The organism is Streptomyces sp. NPDC027962 (genome assembly GCF_055566095.1).
Genome location: NZ_JBVHTA010000018.1, coordinates 13,638 through 34,263 on the forward strand (window position 1 = coordinate 13,638; position 20,626 = coordinate 34,263).

Below are 20,626 nucleotides of genomic sequence, written 5' to 3' on the forward strand. Positions count from 1 at the left end.
GGAGGACGCGTTGAAAGGCTGAAGGCGCGGGCACCGGAATCGGACTGGACGCGGGCGGATCGTGGTGGGTGCCGGCGGGCAGGCGCCCCCCATCCGGCCCCCCACACGCCACCCGCGAGTACGGGTCCGCCCAGGCCAGCGTACCCGGCGGCGCACCCAGGGTCTGCCTGGCCGTGCTCCGGTCGGCGAGATCGCAGGCGCCACGGAGGCGGTCACTCGCGGGGACCGGCGACGATCGGCTCCTTGCTGGTGGTCAGGCCGAACCGTTCCGGGTTCGGTAGGGACTCGATCATTTGAGAGGATCGAGTCATGGCACGTCCGGCCTCCAGGGAGGCGGAGGCGGCGAGTACACGCAGCTTCTCGGGCTCTTGTCGAGGCCGAGGCGGTGGCGGAGGTTGCGCAGCAGGTAGGCCACCTCGGTGCCGGCCGTGCCGCGGTACATGTGGAGCTCGTCGAGGATCAGGGTGAGGCGGGCGTCAGGGGTCTCCTCCAGCCAGCGTTTCCTGCTCCGCGGCGCCTGGGACTGGGCGAACCCGATCATGCTGCGGTTGGAGGGCAGGTCGGCGGGGGCGGGAAGGGTGCACAGGCCGCGCGCGCCCTCCTGGCTGTCCGGGACGCGGCCATCACCGAGCAGGCCAGCAGCGGCAGGAAGACGGGCACGCCGTCCTTGTCCTGTTGCCGCTTGCGCCAACGGTAGTCCTCGAGCGCGCTGTACGGTTCCGCGGTCCCCAGCCGCAGGGACCTGCCCACACACTGTGCGAGAGGCTCCTCCAGGCCGTATCCGTGCCTGAGCTCCTGCTCCACGTCGTCGTCGACGTAGAACAGCGTCGGGTGGCCGGCGTGCTGCCGTCCGAAGAACTCCTCGGCCAGCACTTCCTGCCACGCCTGATAAGAATGACCCACTCTGTCCCCACAAGAGATGTTCCGATGCCCTATTCGTCAAATCCCCGGCATGGAACGGTCTTCCGCTTCACCCTGGACCCGCCACTGACAACGGGTCACGACCGAACACCCTCTCGGGCGCAGCCCTCTGCTGCCACTGCCCGGCGCAACCTGACGGCGCGCAACACGCAGAGGCGCCCCACCCACCCTCACCGTGTCCACCAGCGTCCATTGCAGCGCTCGCACAACCACCCCGGAAGTCATGGCCGGAACTTCACTAGGGCGATGCTCTCGCAGCAAGAACGCAGCAACCACCGCGATCACCCAGGCGTTTACTGTCCCACCCGTCCGACCTCCTCGGCACGCGACGCCAGGGTGGGTGCGGGAGCCGTGGGCCGTGCCCCGCTGGTGGAGACCGTCCGGAGAGGGGCGTCGGCCGAGAAGGTCCCGGCGTCAAGGAATCCGTGCCGCAGGCCTGTTCAGCTCCACAGACCCCGGATCTTCCGGCCCAACTCACTGTGCGGGTCGAGGAGCGCGCCCGCTACGCGGCCAGCGGAGTCCTTCACACCGCCGCTGAAGTTGAGTCGGCCGGTGGAGCCGACGCTGGCGCAGACACCGTCCCAGTAGGCGGGTTCGCGTTCCCAGCGGACGTCGGCGAGAAGGTGCTCGACCGTCTCGTAGCCCATGGCGTCACCGGGGTCGCACCAGGGGGTCGCGCGGTCCAGCAGGACGCCGAGGCCTGCCATCACGGCCGGGGCCGTGATGGCGCTGCGTCGGGCGAAGTCCGGGAAGCGGCCCCCGATCAGCCGGGACACCAGACGGACGACGACCGCCTCCACCTCGTCGGCGTCGGTGTTGGGCGGCAGGTCGCCCTCGTGGACGTTGGCCGCCGAGTACTGCACACCCTTGCTGCCGAAGACGGTGGTGACGATCAGCGTCCGCAGCGCGGACAGCGTCACGACCTCTTTGTCGGTCCTGGTGAGCTGCCGCTTGCTGGCGTTGACCAGCTTGCCGAACGGCATCCGCCGACCGTCCGACTCGACCTCGAGCCTCTCGCCGACGACGTAGGCGAGTCGGGTGGCGAGGTCGCGCTGGTCCATGGACATGGCCAGGTTCTTGGCGACGTCGATGCCCTTGACGTTGCGGTCGTAGAAGATCTGCCGCCGCGTCCGCCGGGGAGATCCCCAGGTAGAGCTCGAAGGGGACGCGGACCCGCCGACTCAGCTCGGTATAGGTGAGGCCGAAGGACTCCGGGTCCTGGTAGATGTCGTGCCAGGCGGTCGTCTGGGTCTCGCCGTCGACGGCGATCACCATGGCGTCCGGGGCTACGTGAGCCCGGACCGGCCGCCGCTCCCCGTCAGCTGGGCGGTGGCCGTGGCAGCGCAGGTGGCGACCGTGCTGTCGTACGCGCACGACGTGCCCGTCGTCCACCGCGACCTGAAGCCCAGTAACATCCTCGTCGCCCGGGACGGCACGGTGAAGGTGCTGGATTTCGGCATCGCGGCGATCCTGCGCACGGACGTCACCAAGCTGACCGCCACGGGCAGCCCGGTCGGGACGTACCAGTACATGGCGCCGGAGCAGGTGCGCAGCGCCCGGGTGACACCGCACACAGACCTGTACGCGCTCGGCTGCGTCCTGCACGAACTGCTCTGCGGACAGCCGCTGTTCGCGGGGGACAGCGAGTGGCAACTGATGATGCAGCACGTCAACGCGGCCCCGGTGCCGCTGCGCCGGCTGCGGGCCGACGTACCGGAGGCCCTGGAAGAACTCGTCCTGCACCTGCTCCGCAAGGCGCCCGAGGCGCGCCCGGCGGACGTGCAGGAGGTGTACGAGCGGCTGCGCCCCTTCCTGCCGGTGCCCGGCGAGGAGTCCGAACCCGAGGCGGCGGGGCTCGCCGGGGCGCCCGACCCGACCGGGATCTTCCGCCGCCCCTACGCGCCCCGCTCGCGCGCCGGAGCCACGGGCGCGCGGCAGAACGCGGCCGGCGCCGGGCCGGACGCGGTTCCGGCACCCGTGCTGCCGCCCGCCCAGCGTGACGAGCTGCGGGAGCAGATCCGCGAGGTGTACGAGCACTGCGCCGCGCTGTGGGACGAGGACCGCTTCTCGCAGGCGGCCGAAGTGGTCGGCGAGATGATCGAGCCGGCCGCCCGGGTGCTCGGCGCGGAGAGCAAGGCGGTCCTCGCGCTCCGCAGGCGCCGGGCGTTCAGCCGTCAGCTTGCCGGTGATCACCGGTCCGCGCTGCCGGAGTTCGAGGCCCTGGCGGACGCCTATGGACGTGTCAGCGGCCCGAACAGCGAGGAGGCCCTGGACTGCCGGGCCCAGGCGGCGCGCTGCCGTGGCGAACTCGGCCAGGGGACAGAGGCGCTGGCCGGGCTGCACGGCGTGCTCGACGCCGTCCGCGCCGTCGACGGTGACGTGAGTGAGAACGCGGTGGAGCTGCGCCGCGACATCGGCATGCTGTTGCTGGCCCAGCAGCGGGCGGCGGAGGCGTACGAAGTCCTGCAGCCGCTGCACACGGACCTGTGCGTGGTGCTGGGCCCGGACGACGAGCTGACCGCCGAAGTGGCCGAGACCCTGGCTGTCATCCGGCTGGATCTCGACGGCGACAGTGCCGGTTCCTCGGCCTGACCTGGCCTTTGCCCGCACCGCGGGCGGCCGGGGCACCTAGGACCCGTCTTCAAAGGTGCCTACTGAGCTCCCGGCGCGAAGTCGGCGGCTCGTATCTACCTGTTGTCCCGCGATCTCTCGTAGGCGGCCAGTTCCTCTGCGCTGCCGATGAAGGCCGGGCCGCAGTGTGATGGCAGACGATCGACGACCATCCCTACTGCAGCTTGCACACTGTCTGTCTCGGCGATCCGCGGGCTGGTTCGGCTCGGCCCTTCGACGTAGTACCGGCCGTCTCCTAGGGTGCCGATGTAGGGGATGTCCCAGGTGTAGCGGATTTCCGTGCACCTGCTGAAGTGCAGCTCCCACATACCGGCCCAGGGGTAGAGCTGGCGAAGCAGCGGCTCTGCATGTGCCACCAGCACCAGCTGGGCAAACGGAGCGGCAAGCGGCGATCCTTCCGGTCGGCGAGGTTCGCCGGCCGTGGTGAGGATTTTGTGCCAGGCTGCTTCAACAGTATTGGTCATGTCGTGATTGTGCGGGCACTGCTGCCCGTTATCAAAGATCACTTCCTGGCAGATCATGGTCGGACGCGCCGACACGAACTCAGTGACCAGGAGTGGGATTTGCTTGCTCCGCTCATACCGCGGGCCATCACCGGCCGACCGAGGGTGGATGACCGGCAGGTCGTCAACGGGATGATCTACAAGATACGCACCGGCCTGCCGTGGCGTGACCTACCTGACCGCTACGGACCATGGCAAACGGTCTACACCCGCTTCCGTCGCTACGCGTTGAGCGGTGTCTTCGCCCAGGCCCTTCAGCAGATCCAGGCCCAGGCTGATGCGGCCGGCGACATCGACTGGCTCGTCCAGATCGATTCCACCATCGTGCGAGCTCATCAGCATGCCGCCGCCACCGGCCGAAAAGGGGGACGCGTCAGCCGGACGAACCGGACGATCACGCCCTCGGTCGTTCACGCGGAGGTCTGACCACCAAGATCCACCTTGCCTGCGACGGCCGAGGCAGGCCGCTGGCTCTCCTGATCACTCCCGGCCAACGTCATGACGGTATCTACGCGCAACCGCTGCTGGAATGCATCCGCGTCCCACGCCTCGGCCCCGGCCGTCCGCGCTGTCGTCCCGACCACGTGATCGCAGACAAGGCGTACAGCTCTCGCGCCCTCCGCGCCTACCTGCGCAAACGCGGCATCGGCCACACCATCCCCGAGAAGGCCGACCAACAGCGACACCGACACAACCGCGGCCGCCAAGGCGGCCGGCCCCCCAGCTTCGACCGCGAGACGTACCGTCGACGCAACACCGTGGAGCGGTGCTTCTACAGGCTGAAGCACTTCCGAGGCGTCGCCACCAGGTACGACAAGACCGTCATCTCCTACGAAGCGGCGGTCAGCCTGGCGTCGTTCCTGCTCTGGGCGAGATCCGTTTGAAGACGGGCCCTAGGATCTCCGCATGCCGCAGCTCGCCTTCGACATCGGTTTCTTCGCCGAACTCCCCAAGCTCCAGCCCCCGGTGAGAAAGGGTGTGCTCGACGCCTGGGAGAAGTTCAACCGGCTCTCTCTGGACCAGCTCTTCAAGGATCAGGGTCTGAAGCTGGAGAGCCTGACGAAGGCGCAGGACAAACAGATCCGGACGATCCGTATCGACCAGTTCTGGCGCGGGGTGGTACTCGCGCCGCCCTCCGGGGACACCTTCGTCCTGCTGCGGGTCATGGCTCACGACAAGGCCATCGCCTGGGCGATGAAGCAGAAGTCCAGCATCAACGAGGTGACGCGCGCGGTCGAGATCCGGGACGCGGCGACCCTGGACGAGATCACGCCGGCCTACGAACGGGTCGCCGAAACCTCGTCGAAGGAAAGGCTGTTCGCGAAGTTCTCCGACGGGGACCTCAAGGCTCTCGGCATCGACGACGAGACACTGCGGCAGGCGCGGTCGCTCGTCGACCAGGAGCAGCTGGACGTCTTCGCGCCGCTGCTGCCGCAGGACCAGCGGGAGGTGCTGCAGTACCTGGCCGCGGGCTGCACGGTGGAGGAGGTCTGGCAGGACATCGTGGCGCCGGCGCTTCAGGCGTCCACGCAGCCGGTGGACACGCGGGACTACGAGACCGCGATCCAGTACACCCGGGCGCGTTTCGCGCTGGTGACGGCTCCCGAGGAGCTGCGGGACATCCTCGAGAAGCCCTTCGCGGCCTGGCGGGTGTTCCTGCACCCCTCCCAGCGGAAGGTGGCCTACCGGGCGTCGTACTCGGGCCCCGCGCAGGTCACGGGCGGGCCGGGCACCGGCAAGACCGTCGTCGCGCTGCACCGGGTGAAACACCTGCTCGGCCACCTGCGCGAGGGCGACCGCATCCTGCTCACGACGTACACCAACGCGCTCGTCGACGCGCTCCGGGCGGGTCTGGAGTCCCTGGTGGACGACCCGGGGCTGCGGGAACGCGTGGACATCTCGACCGTCGACGGCTTCGCGAGCCGGGTCGTCGCGGAGGCACCGGACGCGGTCCCGCTGCGGCCGCTGATGAGCAACGAGGAGGTGAGCCGCTGGGGCAAGGCCGCCAAGGTGACGGGCTTCACCGGCAGCGCGCAGTTCCTCGCCCAGGAGTACCGGCATGTCGTCCTGGCGCAGGGCATCACCACCCTGGCCGAGTACGAGGCGGCGGACCGGCGGGGCCGGGGCAGCCGGCTGACAACCGCCGAGCGGCCGCTGGTGTGGGAGACGGTGGAGCGGTTCACGGCCGACCTGGCCGCGGACGGGGGCCGGACCTGGCTCCAGACGTGCGCGGAGGCGGCACGGCTGCTGGAAGCGAAGGGGCCGCCGTACAGGCACGTCGTGGTGGACGAGGCGCAGGACCTCCACCCGGCGCAGTGGAGACTGCTGCGCGCGGCCGTCCCCGCCCGCCCGGACGACCTGTTCATCGCGGGCGATCCGCACCAGCGCATCTACGACTCGCGGGTGTCGCTGAAGTCGCTGGGCATCAAGGTGGCCGGACGGTCCGTGAAGCTGCGCAAGAACTACCGCAGTACGCAGGAGATCCTGCGCTGGTCCACCGCCCTGCTGATCGGCCGCCCGATCGGCCGGCTGGAGGACGAGGGCCGCGACGAAACCCTGCTCGGTTACCGCTCCGCCCTCCACGGCGACGGCCCCGTCGTGCGGGACGCGTCGACAGAGGAGGCCGAACTGGACCTGCTCGTCGAGCAGGTGAAGGCGTGGATGGACGCGGGTGTCGGCGCCGGGGAGATCGGGGTCAGCGCCCGGTTCAACAAGACGTGCGCGAAGGCGGTCGCCCGCCTGAAGGACGCCGGCGTTCCCGCCGCCACCCTGCGCGCCGCCGACGCCGCCACCAAGGACGGGACGACCGTGCGCGTCGGGACCATGCACTCGTTCAAGGGCCTGGAGTTCCGCTGCGTCGCGGTCATCGGCGTCACCGAGGACACGCTGCCGTTCCCGAAGGCGGTCACACCGCCCGAGGTGGACTCCAAGCAGCACGAGACGGACATGCTGTCGGAACGCTGCCTGCTGTTCGTCGCCTGCACAAGGGCCCGCGACAGCCTGTACGTCTCCTGGTCGGGCAAGCCCAGTCCGTTCCTGGTGGAGGCGGGAGTGTAAAGCGAGTTCCTCACTGTCTGGTTCTGCCGACATGGGTCAGGCAGACTCTTCGTCGGAGCTTCGTGTCCCGCGCAGGACACGGACACGGACACGGAACAAGGCGATCGCCACCGGTGGCCCCTCCGCCGTCGGCGTTGGCGTGGCGCACCGTCACGACCGGGACAGGCCCTGGCACGGCTCGCCGCACAACACGAAGAGATCGTTCACCTCCGCGGAACAGCCGCTGCGGCCAACGACGTGACCCGCCTCCCAGCAGCCCGCACGACCACCATCGGGACATGCAGCTGACCGTGCAGCTGATACGTCCGCACCCGCAGCCCGCACGGCCAGGCCGCTATCGTCGCCAGATGCCTGAAGCTCCTGAGAAGTTCAATACCGCGATGACCACCTGGCAGGAATGGCAGGACGCCCCCTGGGGCCGACTGCGCTACTCAATCGCCGAGGCAAACCTGCTCCGTCACCTCGACGGCCAGGGCGGCGAGCCACTGCGGGTACTCGACCTCGCCGGCGGCGACGGTGGGGACGCCATTCGCCTCGCGGCCCGCGGGCACCATGTCACCATCGTTGACTACGCGCCCGCCATGCTCGCCGCGGCCGCCGAGCGAGCCGCGGCAGGCGGCGTGACAGAGCTGATCAGCTGCGTCGAGGCCGACGCGACCGATCTCCCCCGCGACCTCGGCAACGGGGAGTTCGATGTCGTGCTCTGCCATAACCTCCTGCAATACATGGACGACGTCCCAGGCACTCTCGCCTCGGCGCTCGCCCCGCTGAAGCCCGGGGGCCTGGTCTCCGTCATGGCGATCAATCGGCATTCGGCGCCCTTGACCACCGCCGTCCGGGAGATGGACCCCGCGGCTGCGCTCGCCGCGCTTGACACCGATCAGGCCCGGACCCAGATGTTCAACTCGGCGCTGACACTCCACACAGCCGAAGAGATCATCCCCATCCTGCGGAAGCTCGGATGCCGGGACATCGCCCACTACGGCATCCGCAGCTTCTGCGACTACATCACCGACGACGCACGCAAGCACGAACCGGACTTTTACGCGGACCTCGAACGCCTCGAACTCGCCACCACCGCACGCCCGCCCTACATGCACACCGCTCGGCTCTTCCAGCTCACCGCCTGGAAGCAGAACGACTGATGTTGGATCAGCCGCCTCGGTTCAGGCGTCTCACGCGTCATCCGGGCGGCTCTCCATCCCACAGCAACGGTGTGACGCCAGTCACTCGGACTCAGTCGAATCGCTACACAGCCCAGCATCCGAGTCGCGAACGCAGCACCGAATCTACCCAGGCGAATCGCAACACCACCGTCCCCGCACACGGCCTCTGCGGACACAAGGCACTCCGCCCTCACCCACCTCGGCGAGCAAGGTGCCTCCCTGCTGATGCTGATGGCGAAGTCGAGGCACAAGAAGCCGGAGAACGTCCGCCGCTACTTCAAGCCCTCCCCCGAGGCGATCTCGGAGCTGACCAGCCTTCTCGCCCCTGGCGACAGCAGACGATAAAGCACACGTGGTTCGCCGGAAGGGGAACCCCGCCGTTTCAATTCACCTCCGGCCCGAACCGGCGCTTGTATGCCGACGGAGTGATACCGGTCTCGCGGCGCATCAGCGTGCGCAGATTGGCAGCGGTGCCAAGCCCGCTGCGCCGCGCGACCACCTCGAAACGGGACTCACCTCGTTCGATCAACCGGCACGCCAGGGCAAGTCGTTCCCCCGTGAGCCACGTCAACGGCGTCGTGCCCAGTTGCGCCTGGAAGCGGCGATGCAGCGTCGCCTGACTGACCGCCGCACGCGCCGCAAGGTCAGACACAGTGAGCGGTGAGTCCAACCGTTTCTGGGCCCAGGCCAGGACAGGCGCCAAGGACTCGTCCGGCAGGTCGGGCATGGGGCGCTCCACAAACTGCCGCTGCCCACCGTCCCGATGCGCCGCGAAGACCAGCCGCCGGCTCACAGAGTTGGCGACCTCCGCGCCGTAGTCGCGCCGGACCACATGCAACCCAAGATCGAGTGCCGCCGCGCTCCCCGCGGCGGTGAGGATGTCACCGTCATCCACGAACAGCACGTCTGATTCGAGCCGGACAGAGGGGAAGCGGGCCCGGAAGGAATCCGCCCACTGCCAGTGCGCTGTGGCCCGGCGCCCGTCGAGGACTCCGGCCTCCGCCAATGTGAAAGCGCCGCTGCAGAAGCCGACCAGGCGCGCACCGCGTGCGTGAGCCCGTCGGACAGCGTCGAGCACGGCGGGACGGCGGGGCACCTCGATGTCCGGGCGGTTGGGGACGATCAAGGTGTCCGCCGCGTCGGCCGCTTCCAAATCGGCGACTCCCGTGAGCGTGAAAAATCCGTCCCGCATCAGTGTGCGGGGCTCGGGGGAGCAGAGCCTGAAGTCGTAGAGATCACGGCCGATCTCCGGTCTGCGCAGACCGAAGACCTCGGTCGCGCAGCCGAGCTCGAAGGGGTTCGAGTTCTCGTCCACGATCACAACAACCCGGTGTACGCCCGCCGCGTGAACTGCGTGCGAGGATTCTTTCGCCATATGCAATTCCTAGCACTCACGTCGGCCATGCGAAACGGCTCAGGATGAGCCCATGAGTAGCGAACCCATCTCCCTCAGCAAGGCTCTGGCCTCCTTCGATGCCCTGTGGAGCCCCCGCATCGTCACGTGCGTCAACGACTACGACGTCCGGGTCGCCAAGGTCGAGGGCGAACATATCTGGCACGCTCACGACGACACCGACGAGTTCTTCCTGGTACTCGACGGCGAGCTGCACATCTCCTTGCGCGAGCCCGATGGGGAGCGCACGGTCCTGCTCCCACAGGGGACGGTCTTCACCGTTCCCCGAGGCACAGAGCACAAGCCGTACGCTCCGTCCGGCGCCGCAATCCTTATGTTCGAGCCCGCCGGGACACCGACCGTGGGCGATCGCCACGACGAGATCCCGGACCACGTGGACTCAACGACCGGGCACGCCCTCAACACCTGACCCGACAGGCTTCGGACACGCCACTGCCCATGGCGTCAGCCTGTCCCGGGACCCGGCTGGCGACCTCCCTGTACGTGCCGTCCAGCAGCGCGGCCCTCGCCGCCAGGTGCCCGCCCGCCTCACCGGGCAGGCTCAGCGAGGCCAGCATGGTCGGCCGGGCATGCTCCCACGCCTCACCGGCCAACAGCTTCGCCCGCCGGTCGCCCCACTTGGAGGAGTTCTTCGCGAACACCTGCTTGCTCCGCAGCATCCGGTGCAACTGCTCCAGCACGCAGAACCTGTACGCCTTCCAGTCCACTGTGCCCGGCTCCAGATGCGGCGCCGAGAGCACCAGGCGCCGCCACGACCCGGTCAGCAGACCGGTGTCGATCTCGGCCGGGCCGACCTTCTTGCGGCCCATCAGCTCCGGCAACGACCGCAGGGCGTTCAGCACGGCCGTACCCTCCGGGGTGGCGTCGAAGTCCACCACGGTGACCAGCAACCGCAGGAACGGCCGCACCGTGCCGAACCGGCTCACCAGCGCATCACCACCAAGTCACACGAGACGGTGGTGCGAGCGCTGCGGGACGCCAACCGGAAACTGAACGAGGAGAACGAACGGCTCCGCAACGAACTCGCCGTGGCCCTCGGACAGCTTCGCGACCTTCGCCGAGGCATCCCCGCCCCACGCGGTTAATGTCCGGTCTCGGGGTACGGCCCGATATCAGCGAACCGGCGGATCCGGTCCTGCTCCGCGGTCTCAGCGGAGGCGTCGAAGTGCCGTACCTGGTTCCACCAGCGGTCATGGTCATAGCCCTCACAGTGGTTGAACTCATGGGCCGTGCTGCGTAGCCGCTGCCACTCCCGCACGATCGCGGCCCGCTGCCACGTCTCTGGCCGCTCCACCGCGAGGAGCGTGTACAGAAGCCCGGCCGAGTCGCAGACCAGGATGAGCAGAGACCGCATCGCGGAGGACGTCTCACCTGTCTCCCCGACCTCCTCGTACACCCGCCCCAACTAGACGTTGAGGAACGTCTCCAAGGCGTGGACGTCCTCGGGCCTGAGGTCTTCGGCGTAGGTGAGGGTGCGCTCGGACGGCGCAGTGGTCATGTGGGTAGGTCCTCCCTTGCGTACGGTGCCAGCTGGATCAGCTCCGGTGACACTGAACAACTCTACGGAGAGGTGACTGACACTGTCAGCCACACAAAAGACCAGCTCATCACGCCTACCGAGCGCAAGAGGTCCAGATAACCGCCTGCTCATCCGTCAGGAACTCGACCGCCACAACAGCTCTCCGAAGATCGACAACAACGACCCACGAAAGCTCCGACGCTCAATCACCCCAGGTCAAAGCATCAACCAGCCTGGCGAACCCTTAGCGCACGATCTGACACGGATGTTCCTCAGACCCCGATTCCTGATGAAAGCGGCCGAGAAGGCCGGGCGGTGGATCGCCGATCTCGCGGAGAAGGTGATGGTGAACGGCGTGGGGCCGATCACGGGGTCGGCGACCTGGGCCGAGGACCGTCTTTCGCGTCGGCAGGGCGCCGATTACCGGGCACCTGGTGACGATGAGCGCCACTCTCCGAGGACATGAAGGACGACATCGACGCGGTCATCGCCCGCCTCATCAAGGAGTCCGTGGCCGCAGCCGGGGCTCAGGGGTTCGTCACGGGGCTCGGAGGTCTGCTTACCGCAGGCGTGACGACACCCGCGAACGTGGCCGCATCCTTCGCCGTCAACATGCGGATGGCCGGCGCCATCGCGCACCCTCGGGGATGGGACATCCGTGATCCGCACGCGCGGACCGTCGCGATGATGCTCGCGATCGGAATGAGCACGCAGAGCGTCCTGGCAGCTTTCGGTGTGAGGGTCGGCCAGAAGTTCGGCGAGCAGATGATCAAAAAGATCCCGATCACGATGATCCGGGCGATCAACAAGAAAGCCGGGACGTACCTCGTCGCGCAATACGGAACCCGGCGCGCTGCGATCACGCTCGCCGCCGCCTGCCCTGCGTCTCAGGGACGCGTGGAACCGCTCGCAGGCCGCGTTGTCCGCGCTGGGGAAGGGTGCCCGTCCACGCCGCGGGTGCGGGCGGCCATCCACAGGGCGTCGGCGACCAGATTCGTGCGCATACGGTCGGCGATGGACCAGCCCATGACCTTCCGGCTGAAGTAGTCCAGGACCGTCGTTATTTCGTGGAATCCGTGACCTGTTGTCTCGTCATTGGGCACCCTTTCGGACCTCGACGATCGGCAGCAGCACGAAGGGGGGCGGCCGGTTCAGGTCACGGGGCTGGGGCCGGCGGGAGCGCGAGGGCAGCCTGGCCTTCGTCGACGGCGGCGCGTTGGCCAACGGACCGCCCTGGCAAAGCTCAAACGCTGCGAGGACCGCGACCGTAAGGTCGAGGCCCTCGCATCCGTATCGTTACAGCAAGTGTCCGAGGGGGGACTTGAACCCCCACGCCCGATAAAGGGCACTAGCACCTCAAGCTAGCGCGTCTGCCATTCCGCCACCCGGACCAGGTGGTCGACCCCGGTCTCCCGCGGCGACATGGACAACAATACCAAAGGATCGAGGTGCCTCTCACTCACGTTTTGCGTGGTCAGTGGGGTGCGCGGCGGCGCGCGGACAGGGTCGCCACAGCGTGTATCCGTTCAGATACGCTGCGCGAGACTACCGTCGGCTGCGTGAGTCAACGCCCCTATCGCCGGCCCCGCACCCTCTCCCCGCTGCGCGAACATCTGCGGGACACGTTCTGGTTCGCCCCCACCCTCGCGCTCGTGCTGGTCTGCGGGGTGTGGGGGCTGATCGACGCCTTCGACAGGTTTCTCCTGGCGTCGCTTCAGGCGGATGGTGACTTCGACACCGTGCAGACGCTGATCTCCTGGGCCGAGGACGCCAAGGTCGTCGTGACCACGGTCAGCTCCGCGATGATGACCTTCATCGGTGTCGTCTTCAGCATCTCGCTCGTCGCCGTGCAGATGGCGGCGGGCAACTTCAGCCCCCGGATCGTACGGATCTTCATCCGGAGCCGGATCAGCAAGCTGACGTTCTCGGTGTTCCTCTCGACGTTCCTGCTGTCGCTGCTGGTTCTCACGTCGTACGACAGCGAGACCGATCCGCGGAATGTGGTGTCGGTGCCGCTGTTCCAGGGTGCGCTGACGCTGCTGATGGTCGTGCTCAGTCTGCTGCTGTTCATCGCGTACGTGACGCAGACGCTTCAGCTGATGAAGGTCGGTCCCGTCGTGGAGCGGGTGACGAAGGAGTCGTTCCGGGTGCTGCACAGGATGCCGGCGCAGGACTCGGCGCCGGCGCCCCTGTCCGACGAAGTGGCGCACGTCCCGCATCACGGGCGGGCGGGGACGCTGCGGGACGTGAATGTGGCCCGGCTCGTGCGGGCCGCCCGCCGCAAGGACGTGGTGCTGCGCGTCATTCCGCGTATCGGGGACTTCGTGGTGCCGGGCATGCCCGTCCTCGCCGTGCACGGTGGGCGGGAGGGGGCGCCGGCGCGGCATCTCCTCCAGGCCTCGGTGTCGGTCGGCACGGAGCGGACGTTCCATCAGGACCTGGGCTTCGGACTGCGCCAGTTGTCCGACATCGGTCTGCGCGCACTCTCACCGGCGGTGAACGACCCGACCACCGCCGTACAGTGCATCGACCGGATCGTGCACTTCCTCGCGGCGGTGGCGCACCTCCCGCTCGGTGCCGTGCACCACCGGGACCGCGACGGCGTGGTGCGGTTGGTGCAGGACGGCCCCGGGTGGGGGGACCTGGTCGATCTCGGGTTCACGGAGTTGCGGGGCCGTGCAGTGGATGATCCGCAGGTGTCCCGGCGGCTCATGGCCGCCTTCGAGGACCTGCTGCGGTTCGTGTCCGACGAGCGGCACGAGCCCCTGGTCCGACACCGGGAGCTGCTGGTGCAGGCGGTGGAACGAAGCCTGCCCGAAGCGGTGGAGCGCGAGTTCGCGTTGGAGGCCGACCGGCAGGGCATCGGCTGAAAGGTGGCGCCCACGGCGGCGTACAGGCACCGGCTTCCGCTACCGCACGGCGCTCAGCGTCGCGTAGACGACGACGTTGCCCTCGTAGCCCGTGCTGCGGGAGTAGTCGCCGCCACAGGTGATCACCCGTAGCTCGGGCCGGTCCGAATCGCCGTAGACCTTCTCGTCGGGGAAGTCCCTCTTGTCGTGGACCTCCACCGCGTCGACGGTGAAGACGGCCGTGCGGTGGTCCTCCCGCACGACCTCAACGGTGTCGCCCTTCGTGAGGGCGCCGAGCCGGTAGAAGACGCCGGGGCCCACGGGGGTGTTCACGTGCCCGGCGAAAATGGATGTCCCGACCGAGCCGGGGGCCGTGCCGTCGCCGTACCAGCCGGCCAGCGCGGGGGCATTGGCGGGCGGGGGCTGCAGCGTACCGGCGAGGTCCAGCTCCAGTCGTGACACGGGGACGTTCACCGCGATGGCGGGGATCACCAGCCGGACGGGGTCCGCCGACGGGAGCGCCGGGACCGCAGCGGACGTCGGCGTGTCCCTGGGCGCGGGCCGGGCAGGCCGGGCGTCGTCCTGGACGGAGGCGGACCGGGCCTGGGCGGGCGAAGGCTGCGGCGGGTGGTCGTCCCGCACCGCGTTGGCCATCAGCAGGATTCCCGCGATCAGGGCGCAGGCGCACATCTTGAACGAGGGGACCAGGGACCGCGGTTCTTCAGCGCTCCTCGGCCGGTGACCGTTTTCCATCGTGGCGGGCCTTTGCTCAGCGGCGGGCGGGGCATCCCTGCGGCCCCCGGCACCTGTGCGGTGTCCGGGGGCCGCAGGCGGGTTGACGGCCGGTCAGGCGTGGACGCCGCTCGGGCGACGGCGCATCCTGACCACTGTGCCGACGACGGCACCGGTGACCAGCACACCGCCGAGGGCGAGCTGGGTGGCCTTGCCCGTGGCAGGGCCGAAGCCCGCGTCGACCGCGCCGTTGGGATGGCCGGTGATCTGGTAGCTGCCGGTGACCTTGGTCCTCGGGGGGCATTTCAGGGTGATGGTGTCGCTGCCGGACTCGGCGTCGTCGGGGACCGTGAACTCGCCCTGCAGCACACCCTTCTCGTCGCTCTCCATCAGGTGGAACTGTCCGGCCGCCTCGGACTGCCCCTTGCCGTAGGTCTCCTCACCGCAGGCGTTGGTGGTGACGGTGACCGTGGTGCCCGGCGCGGCCCTCTGCTCGCTGATACTGATGCGCCCTTCGTCCTCCTCGGCGGCCATCGCGGCCGGGGCGGACAGGGCTAGGGCGCCTAGGATGAGGGCGGCCGGGATGCCGGCACGTGCCATACGCATGTCAATCCTCCAGTGGAGCAGGGTCCGGCCTGTCTGTACGGCGCCTCCGCTGTGCTCCTCGCACGAGGCAACCGACAGTTAGTGATCACCACTGGACGGCTTGCCGACACCTCTGTCACCCGGTAAGGGGCTGGGCCCGGTCCTCCCGCTGATGCCGCGTCGCAGGTCGTCGCGGCGAGCCACCGCCGCAACCGCAACCGGGTGATGGCGAACGGACTAGCGGTCCTGTCCCCCGCACGCCGGAGGACGCGCACGGCTCCACTCTCCAACGCCCCGCGCCACGACGCACCGAAGCCGCCGAAGAGCTCGTAGCGGTCGCCACCGGAACGGGGCTTGCTGTGGCCGGCCTTGAAAGCGCGGACCTGGAGGCGAGTCGCCCGAACGCCACCGTGTCGTGCACAGGGTCGCCACCGGTGCGCCGTCGGAGGCGTTCATCGCGGCCGGCAGCTCCGCCTCCAGGCCGACGAGGACGATCACGGATCACCGCCGATCCGCAGCCGATCAGCCGGGACACGGGCTGAGGCTTCGACGCGTACGGCCACGGGTGGCCGCGGCGGCCGGGAGACCGGTCACCGCGGCCACCCGGCCGTTGTACGGGCCCGTTACGGGCTGCCGTACGCCGTTACGACAGTTGGCCGTCGTAGTCGGGGAGCTTGAAGGTCCGCTCCGCGTGGCCGCCGACCAGGTCGGTGGTGTTGTTGCCGATGTTGGCGATGATCGTGTAGCCCTTTGCCTCGATCTCGGCGCGCTTCTCGGTCTTGTAGGCGCTCACCTCGTGGAACAGGTCGGGCAGGGAACGTACGTAGAGCCCGTCGACCGGGTAGCCGGTCTTCTTCAGGTTCCAGTCGGTGAGGGAGTGGATGATGCCGGGCCGCGCGGTGACGAAGAAGACGGCGACGCCACGGGAGTCGGCGTAGCGGGCGAGGTCGCGCATCGTGGCGATGGCGGGGGTGGGCAGCTCCCAGAACGGGTGGAAGTGCGTCTCCAGCGAGGTGTTGTCGATGTCGAGGACGATCGCCTGCTTCTCGCCGGCTGCGTCGGCCGCGCGCTGCTCGATGTAGGGGCGGGCCTCGTCGACGACGGCGGCGACGTCGCGCAGCCAGGTGTGGTAGTCGACGCTCTGGGTCTGTGCCGCTGTGGTCGTTCTGGTCGTTTCCGCGTGGGCGGAGCCGACGGGGAGGGCTGCGACGAAGGTCAGCGTGACGGCGGTCGCCGAGGCGCGGACCGTCCAAGTGCGTGCATGCATGGGGGGTCTCCTGGGTGTGGAGGCAGCTCAGGGAGCCCGTTCGGCCCTGGTCGGACGAACGAGTTGACATGCTCGCGCTTAATGATGGACGGAAGGCGACGTTCTTACTACCGATCGGTAGCGTCTTTGTTCTGGAGCGCGCCGGGGCGGTCCGCCCGGTGACCGCGTTCCACCGGGCGGACCGCTGCGCGTCAGCGGTGGGATCTCAGCGGTGCGCGCGCAGCGCCGCGAGGTTCCGGTAGCTGTCCCGGGCGACCTCGAGGGACTGCCCCGGGTCCGTGGAGCTGGGCGCGCCGTCGTGTTCGATCATCGGGTTGTGGTAGTTCTTCGCCCCCACCCGCCTGAAGAACGTCCGGTAGTCGATGTCGCCCTCGCCGAACGTCACCATGTCGTAGCCCTGGCCGTTCTGGGTGTTGACCGTGCCGTCCTTGGCGTGGAACAGCGGGTAGCGCATGTTGTGGCGGGCCACCAGGCCCGCCGGGTCGAAGAGCTGCTCACGCCGGGAGCCGTCGTGAGCGGTGTACGTGTGGAACTTGTACTGGGCCACGTGGGCCCAGTAGACGTCCATCTCCAGCCAGACGTCGCGCGGGTCGGTCGTCCTGAGGAAGTACTCGAGCTTGCGGAGGCCGGAGCTGCGGGTCGGGCGGCCCTGGTCGTCGAGCGGACCGCCGTCGAGCAGGAAGCCGTACGCCGAGTCGTGGTTGTGGGTGTAGAGCTTGATGCCCTCCCGGCGGGCGATCGCACCGAGCGCGTTCCACTTGTCCGCGGCGACGTCCCAGTCGGCCCGGTAGGAACTGCCCGTCGGGTCGCCGCCGGTGCCCATGTGACCCATGCCGAGGATGTTGGCGATCTCCAGGTGCCGCTTGAAGGTGTCGAGGTCGGCGGTCGTCAGCGGCCAGGAGCCCGGTATGAAGCCGTGGTTGCCCTGCGCCCGCAGCCCGTACTCGTCCAGCCACGAGCGCATGAGCTTCGCGCCCTCGACGGTCTCGAGGTTCGCGCCGCCGGGAGCGTTCGCGTGCTGGCGGTACCCGGCGAACTCCACCTGCTTGTATCCGTAGCGGGACAGCTGCTTGAAGACCTCACGGAAGCCCGACGGCAGGTCCGTGGACAGCGGGTCGCGGCCGGTCGCGTCGCGGACGGTGTAGAGGATGATGCCGCGCTTGTGGGGCGGGACCAGGGCGGAACGCCCGTGGTCGTGGCCTCTGTCCTCGCCCTTCTCCCGTCCCCGGGCCAGCGCCGGCGAGGCGCCCAGGGCCGGGGCGGCGATCGCCGCGGCAGCGGCTGCGGTGCAGGTGCTGAGGAACCGGCGGCGGCTGACGCCGAGCGTGCGGCGCAGGGCTTCGTCGGTGGCGGTCTCTTCGTTGAACGCGGTCACGGTGATTCCCACTCTCACTTCATTCGGACACGGGTGCCGGGCGCTCTGCGTGTTCGCCGAGGCCCGCCAGACGGAGCAGCAGTGACTTCACATCGGTGGCCGCGACGCGGCCTGAAACGGTGCGGGGGGTGGAGCACAGAAGGAGCGGACCTTCTTCGTCGCTCGCGGGGAGGCGGCCGTGGCTGCCTCGGATCGGGGACGGATCGAGGGGCACGACCGCGAGGCGGTAGCGCATGCCGAGCTTCTTGCGGGCCACTGCCGTGGCGGCCTTGAGGCGGACGTAGGGGTCGAGCGGGTCCGTGAACAGCTCGACGGGGTCGTAGCCCGGCTTGCGGTGGATCTCGACGAGCTGCGCGAAGTCGGGGGCGCGGGCGTCGTCGAGCCAGTAGTAGTACGTGAACCAAGCGTCGGGTTCGGCGACGGCCACCAGCTCCCCGGAGCGGGGGTGGTCAAGGCCGCCCGCCTTCTTGCCCTCGTCGTCGAGGAGTTCGTCGATGCCGGGCAGGCCGGCCAGTACCTCCCGGGTTGCCTCGAGGTCCTGGGGGCGGCGGACGTAGACGTGGGCGAGCTGGTGGTCGGCGACGGCGAAGGCGCGGGAGGCCATCGGATCCAAGTACTCCATGCCGTCCTGGGCGTGGACCTCGAGGAGACCGGCGCGGCGCAGGGCGCGGTTGATGTCGACCGGGCGGCTGACGCGGGTGATGCCGTACTCGGAGAGCGCGACGACGGTGCGGCCCGCCTTCCGTGCGTCGTCGAGCAGCGGGCCGATGACCGCGTCGAGGTCGGCCGCGGCCCGGTGGGAGCGGGGGTCGTCCGGGCCGTATCGCTGCAGGTCGTAGTCGAGGTGCGGCAGGTAGCACAGAGTCAGGTCCGGGTGACGGGTGCGCATGATGTGGCGGGTGGCGTCGGCGATCCACCGGCTGGAAACGATGTCGGCGCCCGGGCCCCAGAAGTGGAAGAGGGGGAACGTGCCCAGCTTCTCCGTCAGTTCGTCGTGCAGCGCCGGCGGGCGGGTGTAGCAGTCGGGTTCCTTGCGGCCGTCGGCGTAGTAGACCGGACGCGGGGTGACGGTGATGTCGGTGTCGGCGCCCATCGCGTACCACCAGCAGATGTTGGCGACCGTGTAGCCGGGGTGCGCGCGCCGGGCGGCGTCCCAGAGCTTGTCGCCGGCGACGAGGCCGTTGTGCTGGCGCCACAGCAGGACCTCGCCGAGCTCGCGGAAGTACCAGCCGTTGGCGACGATGCCGTGCTCCGCGGGGAGGGCTCCGGTGAGGAACGTGGACTGGGCGGAGCAGGTCACGGCCGGCAGCACGGTCGACAGGGCCGCCTGGGAACCGGCGGCGGCGAGGGCCTTGAGGCGGGGCATGTGGTCGAGGAGCCGGGGGGTGAGGCCGACCACGTCCAGGACCAGCAAGGGGGTGGGGCGGGTGTCTCTCATGGCAGTTCCTTGAGGCCGAGGTCGGTGAGCAGGTCGCGGGCCAGGGTGATTTCGGCGGCGATGCCGTCGACGAGCTGGGTACGGGTGCGGGGACGCAGCTCGGGCGGGAGGGCCTGCCAGGTGTAGGTCTCGACCTCGAGGTGGCGGGTGCGGGGCTCCGGGACGCCCACGAGCCGGGTCAGGGTGTCCTGGAGCACCGGCAGGGTGGAGGCGAGCGGCGGGGCGGGCGGGGCGTGCAGGGGGACATGGAAGTGCGCGCGCCAGGGTGCGCCGTCGGGAATGGCGTCGCCGGCCAGAGCCTCGTCGAGGTCGTCGGTGCCGCGCAGTCCCGCTGCCGTACGGGTGCGGGTCTGGTGCAGGAAGCGGGGTTCCGCGAAGGCGGCGAGCGCCTCGCGGACTTCCGGCAGATGGGGGTGCTCGGCGTGCAGCGCGGCGGACAGCTGCACCTTCGGGACGGCGATGCCGGCCGCGGCGAGGGCGGCGAGGGCGGTCCGGGGTTCCTCGAAGGACGTGGCGAGATGGCAGGTGTCGATGCAGATGCCGATCCGGTCCCCCGCGACGGCGCCGAGGGGGCCGATCGCGTCGGCGGTGGTCTCCACGGTGCAGCCCGGCTCGGGTTCGAGAGCGATCCTGACGGACTTGCCGGTGAGCTCCTCGAGTGCGTCGAGGCGTTCGGCGAGGGAGGTGAGGGCGGTGTGCGCGGTGGCGGCGGCCCGCTCGTCGAAGCCGGAGCGCCAGGCGAGCGGGAGGGTGGAGATGGTGCCCTCTATGACGTCGTCGGGCAGCAGTGCGGCAAGCAGGCGGGCCAGGTCGGTGGTGTGCCCGAGCCGTTCGGGATCGGTCCAGTCGGGTTTGTAGACCCGGTACTTGACCTCCTCCGCGCCGAAGCCCTCGTAGGGGAAGCCGTTGAGCGTGACGACCTCCAGGCCGCGGCGCTCCAGCTCCGCGCGCAGTGTGCGCAGTGCCGCCGGGTCGGTGATCAGCGCCTGGGCGGCGTCCTTGGCGAGCCACAGGCCGATGCCGAGCCGGTCGCGGCCGAGGCGCTTGCGTACCGGCTCGCAGTGGTCCCGCAGTTGTGCCAGGACGCCGTCGAGAGTCTCCGCGGGGTGGACGTTGGTGCAGTACGACAGGTGGACGGTGGAGCCGTCGGGGTGGCGGAAGCGCATCCG

Annotated in this window: 19 protein-coding genes, 1 tRNA gene and 3 pseudogenes; 8 read left to right on the top strand and 15 right to left on the bottom strand. The window is 69.3% G+C overall.

Annotated features, from left to right (window positions below; genetic code table 11):
• Positions 1 to 307: 307 nt before the first annotated feature.
• The 3 genes from ACZ4SA_RS18445 to ACZ4SA_RS18455 all read right to left on the bottom strand — a co-directional run bounded on the left by ACZ4SA_RS18445 (position 308) and on the right by ACZ4SA_RS18455 (position 1,988).
• Positions 308 to 541, bottom strand: a complete 234-nt coding sequence (locus ACZ4SA_RS18445) for a hypothetical protein (protein WP_468275503.1) — start codon at positions 539 to 541, stop codon at positions 308 to 310.
• The gene (locus ACZ4SA_RS18450; protein WP_468275506.1) at positions 538 to 903 is read right to left on the bottom strand and encodes a hypothetical protein; all 366 of its coding nucleotides are present in this window, start codon (positions 901 to 903) and stop codon (positions 538 to 540) included. The genes ACZ4SA_RS18445 and ACZ4SA_RS18450 overlap by 4 nt, the downstream gene beginning before the upstream one ends.
• A 458-nt stretch (positions 904 to 1,361) precedes the next feature.
• Positions 1,362 to 1,988, bottom strand: a complete 627-nt coding sequence (locus ACZ4SA_RS18455) for a hypothetical protein (RefSeq protein WP_468275508.1) — start codon at positions 1,986 to 1,988, stop codon at positions 1,362 to 1,364.
• A 163-nt stretch (positions 1,989 to 2,151) separates the two neighbouring features.
• Here ACZ4SA_RS18455 and ACZ4SA_RS18460 point away from each other — a divergent pair, with 163 nt between their 5' ends.
• The gene (locus ACZ4SA_RS18460) at positions 2,152 to 3,513 is read left to right on the top strand and encodes a protein kinase domain-containing protein (RefSeq protein WP_468275510.1); all 1,362 of its coding nucleotides are present in this window, start codon (positions 2,152 to 2,154) and stop codon (positions 3,511 to 3,513) included.
• A gap of 95 nt (positions 3,514 to 3,608) precedes the next feature.
• Here the strand turns inward: ACZ4SA_RS18460 and ACZ4SA_RS18465 are convergent, their stop codons facing one another.
• Positions 3,609 to 4,016, bottom strand: coding sequence for a DUF6193 family natural product biosynthesis protein (locus ACZ4SA_RS18465; protein ID WP_468275513.1), 408 nt, complete (start codon positions 4,014 to 4,016; stop codon positions 3,609 to 3,611).
• 45 nt (positions 4,017 to 4,061) lie between these two features.
• Here ACZ4SA_RS18465 and ACZ4SA_RS18470 point away from each other — a divergent pair.
• From ACZ4SA_RS18470 to ACZ4SA_RS18485, 4 genes and pseudogenes are all read left to right on the top strand, one after another.
• A protein-coding gene (locus ACZ4SA_RS18470) for an IS5 family transposase (RefSeq protein ID WP_468275770.1) occupies positions 4,062 to 4,939 on the top strand; the annotation gives its coding sequence in 2 pieces (ribosomal slippage) (positions 4,062 to 4,434 and positions 4,434 to 4,939; 879 coding nt in all).
• Positions 4,940 to 4,961: 22 nt separating this feature from the next.
• Positions 4,962 to 7,112 carry a UvrD-helicase domain-containing protein gene (locus tag ACZ4SA_RS18475; RefSeq protein WP_468275516.1) on the top strand — a complete coding sequence of 717 codons (2,151 nt, stop codon included), beginning with the start codon at positions 4,962 to 4,964 and terminating at the stop codon, positions 7,110 to 7,112.
• A 347-nt stretch (positions 7,113 to 7,459) separates the two neighbouring features.
• The gene (locus ACZ4SA_RS18480; RefSeq protein WP_468275519.1) at positions 7,460 to 8,257 is read left to right on the top strand and encodes a class I SAM-dependent methyltransferase; all 798 of its coding nucleotides are present in this window, start codon (positions 7,460 to 7,462) and stop codon (positions 8,255 to 8,257) included.
• 198 nt (positions 8,258 to 8,455) lie between these two features.
• Positions 8,456 to 8,623: pseudogene (locus tag ACZ4SA_RS18485) on the top strand (site-specific integrase); the annotation flags it as partial.
• 37 nt (positions 8,624 to 8,660) lie between these two features.
• On the opposite strand, the gene ACZ4SA_RS18490 reads toward ACZ4SA_RS18485, so the two are convergent.
• Positions 8,661 to 9,653 carry a GlxA family transcriptional regulator gene (locus tag ACZ4SA_RS18490; protein ID WP_468275521.1) on the bottom strand — a complete coding sequence of 331 codons (993 nt, stop codon included), beginning with the start codon at positions 9,651 to 9,653 and terminating at the stop codon, positions 8,661 to 8,663.
• A 52-nt stretch (positions 9,654 to 9,705) separates the two neighbouring features.
• Here ACZ4SA_RS18490 and ACZ4SA_RS18495 point away from each other — a divergent pair, with 52 nt between their 5' ends.
• Complete coding sequence (locus ACZ4SA_RS18495) at positions 9,706 to 10,101, top strand: cupin domain-containing protein (RefSeq protein ID WP_468275523.1); 396 nt, start codon at positions 9,706 to 9,708, stop codon at positions 10,099 to 10,101.
• Between the two features lie 37 nt (positions 10,102 to 10,138).
• Here the strand turns inward: ACZ4SA_RS18495 and ACZ4SA_RS18500 are convergent.
• Both ACZ4SA_RS18500 and ACZ4SA_RS18505 read right to left on the bottom strand, forming a co-directional pair.
• A pseudogene (locus tag ACZ4SA_RS18500) lies at positions 10,139 to 10,621 on the bottom strand (Tn3 family transposase); the annotation flags it as partial.
• 152 nt (positions 10,622 to 10,773) lie between these two features.
• Positions 10,774 to 11,046 carry a hypothetical protein gene (locus ACZ4SA_RS18505; protein ID WP_468275526.1) on the bottom strand — a complete coding sequence of 91 codons (273 nt, stop codon included), beginning with the start codon at positions 11,044 to 11,046 and terminating at the stop codon, positions 10,774 to 10,776.
• 627 nt (positions 11,047 to 11,673) lie between these two features.
• On the opposite strand from ACZ4SA_RS18505, the gene ACZ4SA_RS18510 reads away from it, so the two are divergent.
• Positions 11,674 to 12,258, top strand: coding sequence for a hypothetical protein (locus ACZ4SA_RS18510; RefSeq protein ID WP_468275528.1), 585 nt, complete (start codon positions 11,674 to 11,676; stop codon positions 12,256 to 12,258).
• Positions 12,259 to 12,517: 259 nt separating this feature from the next.
• Here ACZ4SA_RS18510 and ACZ4SA_RS18515 read toward each other — a convergent pair.
• Positions 12,518 to 12,602: transfer RNA gene (locus tag ACZ4SA_RS18515), tRNA-Leu, on the bottom strand.
• Positions 12,603 to 12,770: 168 nt separating this feature from the next.
• Here ACZ4SA_RS18515 and ACZ4SA_RS18520 point away from each other — a divergent pair.
• Positions 12,771 to 14,081 (top strand): DUF2254 domain-containing protein, encoded by a 1,311-nt coding sequence (locus ACZ4SA_RS18520; protein ID WP_468275530.1) that lies wholly within the window; start codon positions 12,771 to 12,773, stop codon positions 14,079 to 14,081.
• 39 nt (positions 14,082 to 14,120) lie between these two features.
• Here ACZ4SA_RS18520 and ACZ4SA_RS18525 read toward each other — a convergent pair whose 3' ends face one another.
• The 7 genes and pseudogenes from ACZ4SA_RS18525 to eboE form a co-directional block, all read right to left on the bottom strand.
• Positions 14,121 to 14,813: a class F sortase gene (locus ACZ4SA_RS18525; RefSeq protein WP_468275533.1), complete on the bottom strand. Its 693-nt coding sequence runs from the start codon at positions 14,811 to 14,813 to the stop codon at positions 14,121 to 14,123.
• 93 nt (positions 14,814 to 14,906) lie between these two features.
• On the bottom strand, positions 14,907 to 15,398 hold the full coding sequence (locus tag ACZ4SA_RS18530; protein ID WP_468275535.1) for a sortase: 492 nt from the start codon (positions 15,396 to 15,398) through the stop codon (positions 14,907 to 14,909).
• Between the two features lie 209 nt (positions 15,399 to 15,607).
• Positions 15,608 to 15,872: pseudogene (locus ACZ4SA_RS18535) on the bottom strand (aldehyde dehydrogenase family protein); the annotation flags it as partial.
• A gap of 148 nt (positions 15,873 to 16,020) precedes the next feature.
• A complete protein-coding gene (locus tag ACZ4SA_RS18540; RefSeq protein WP_468275536.1) occupies positions 16,021 to 16,644 on the bottom strand; it encodes an HAD family acid phosphatase in 624 nt (207 codons plus the stop codon).
• A 205-nt stretch (positions 16,645 to 16,849) separates the two neighbouring features.
• A complete protein-coding gene (locus ACZ4SA_RS18545) occupies positions 16,850 to 18,019 on the bottom strand; it encodes a sugar phosphate isomerase/epimerase family protein (RefSeq protein WP_468275539.1) in 1,170 nt (389 codons plus the stop codon).
• Positions 18,020 to 18,038: 19 nt separating this feature from the next.
• A complete protein-coding gene (locus ACZ4SA_RS18550) occupies positions 18,039 to 19,457 on the bottom strand; it encodes a nucleotide pyrophosphatase/phosphodiesterase family protein (protein ID WP_468275542.1) in 1,419 nt (472 codons plus the stop codon).
• Entirely contained in the window at positions 19,454 to 20,623 is a 1,170-nt protein-coding gene (eboE, locus tag ACZ4SA_RS18555) for a metabolite traffic protein EboE (RefSeq protein ID WP_468275544.1), read from the bottom strand. Before eboE ends, ACZ4SA_RS18550 begins: the two co-directional genes overlap by 4 nt.
• Positions 20,624 to 20,626 lie beyond the last annotated feature (3 nt).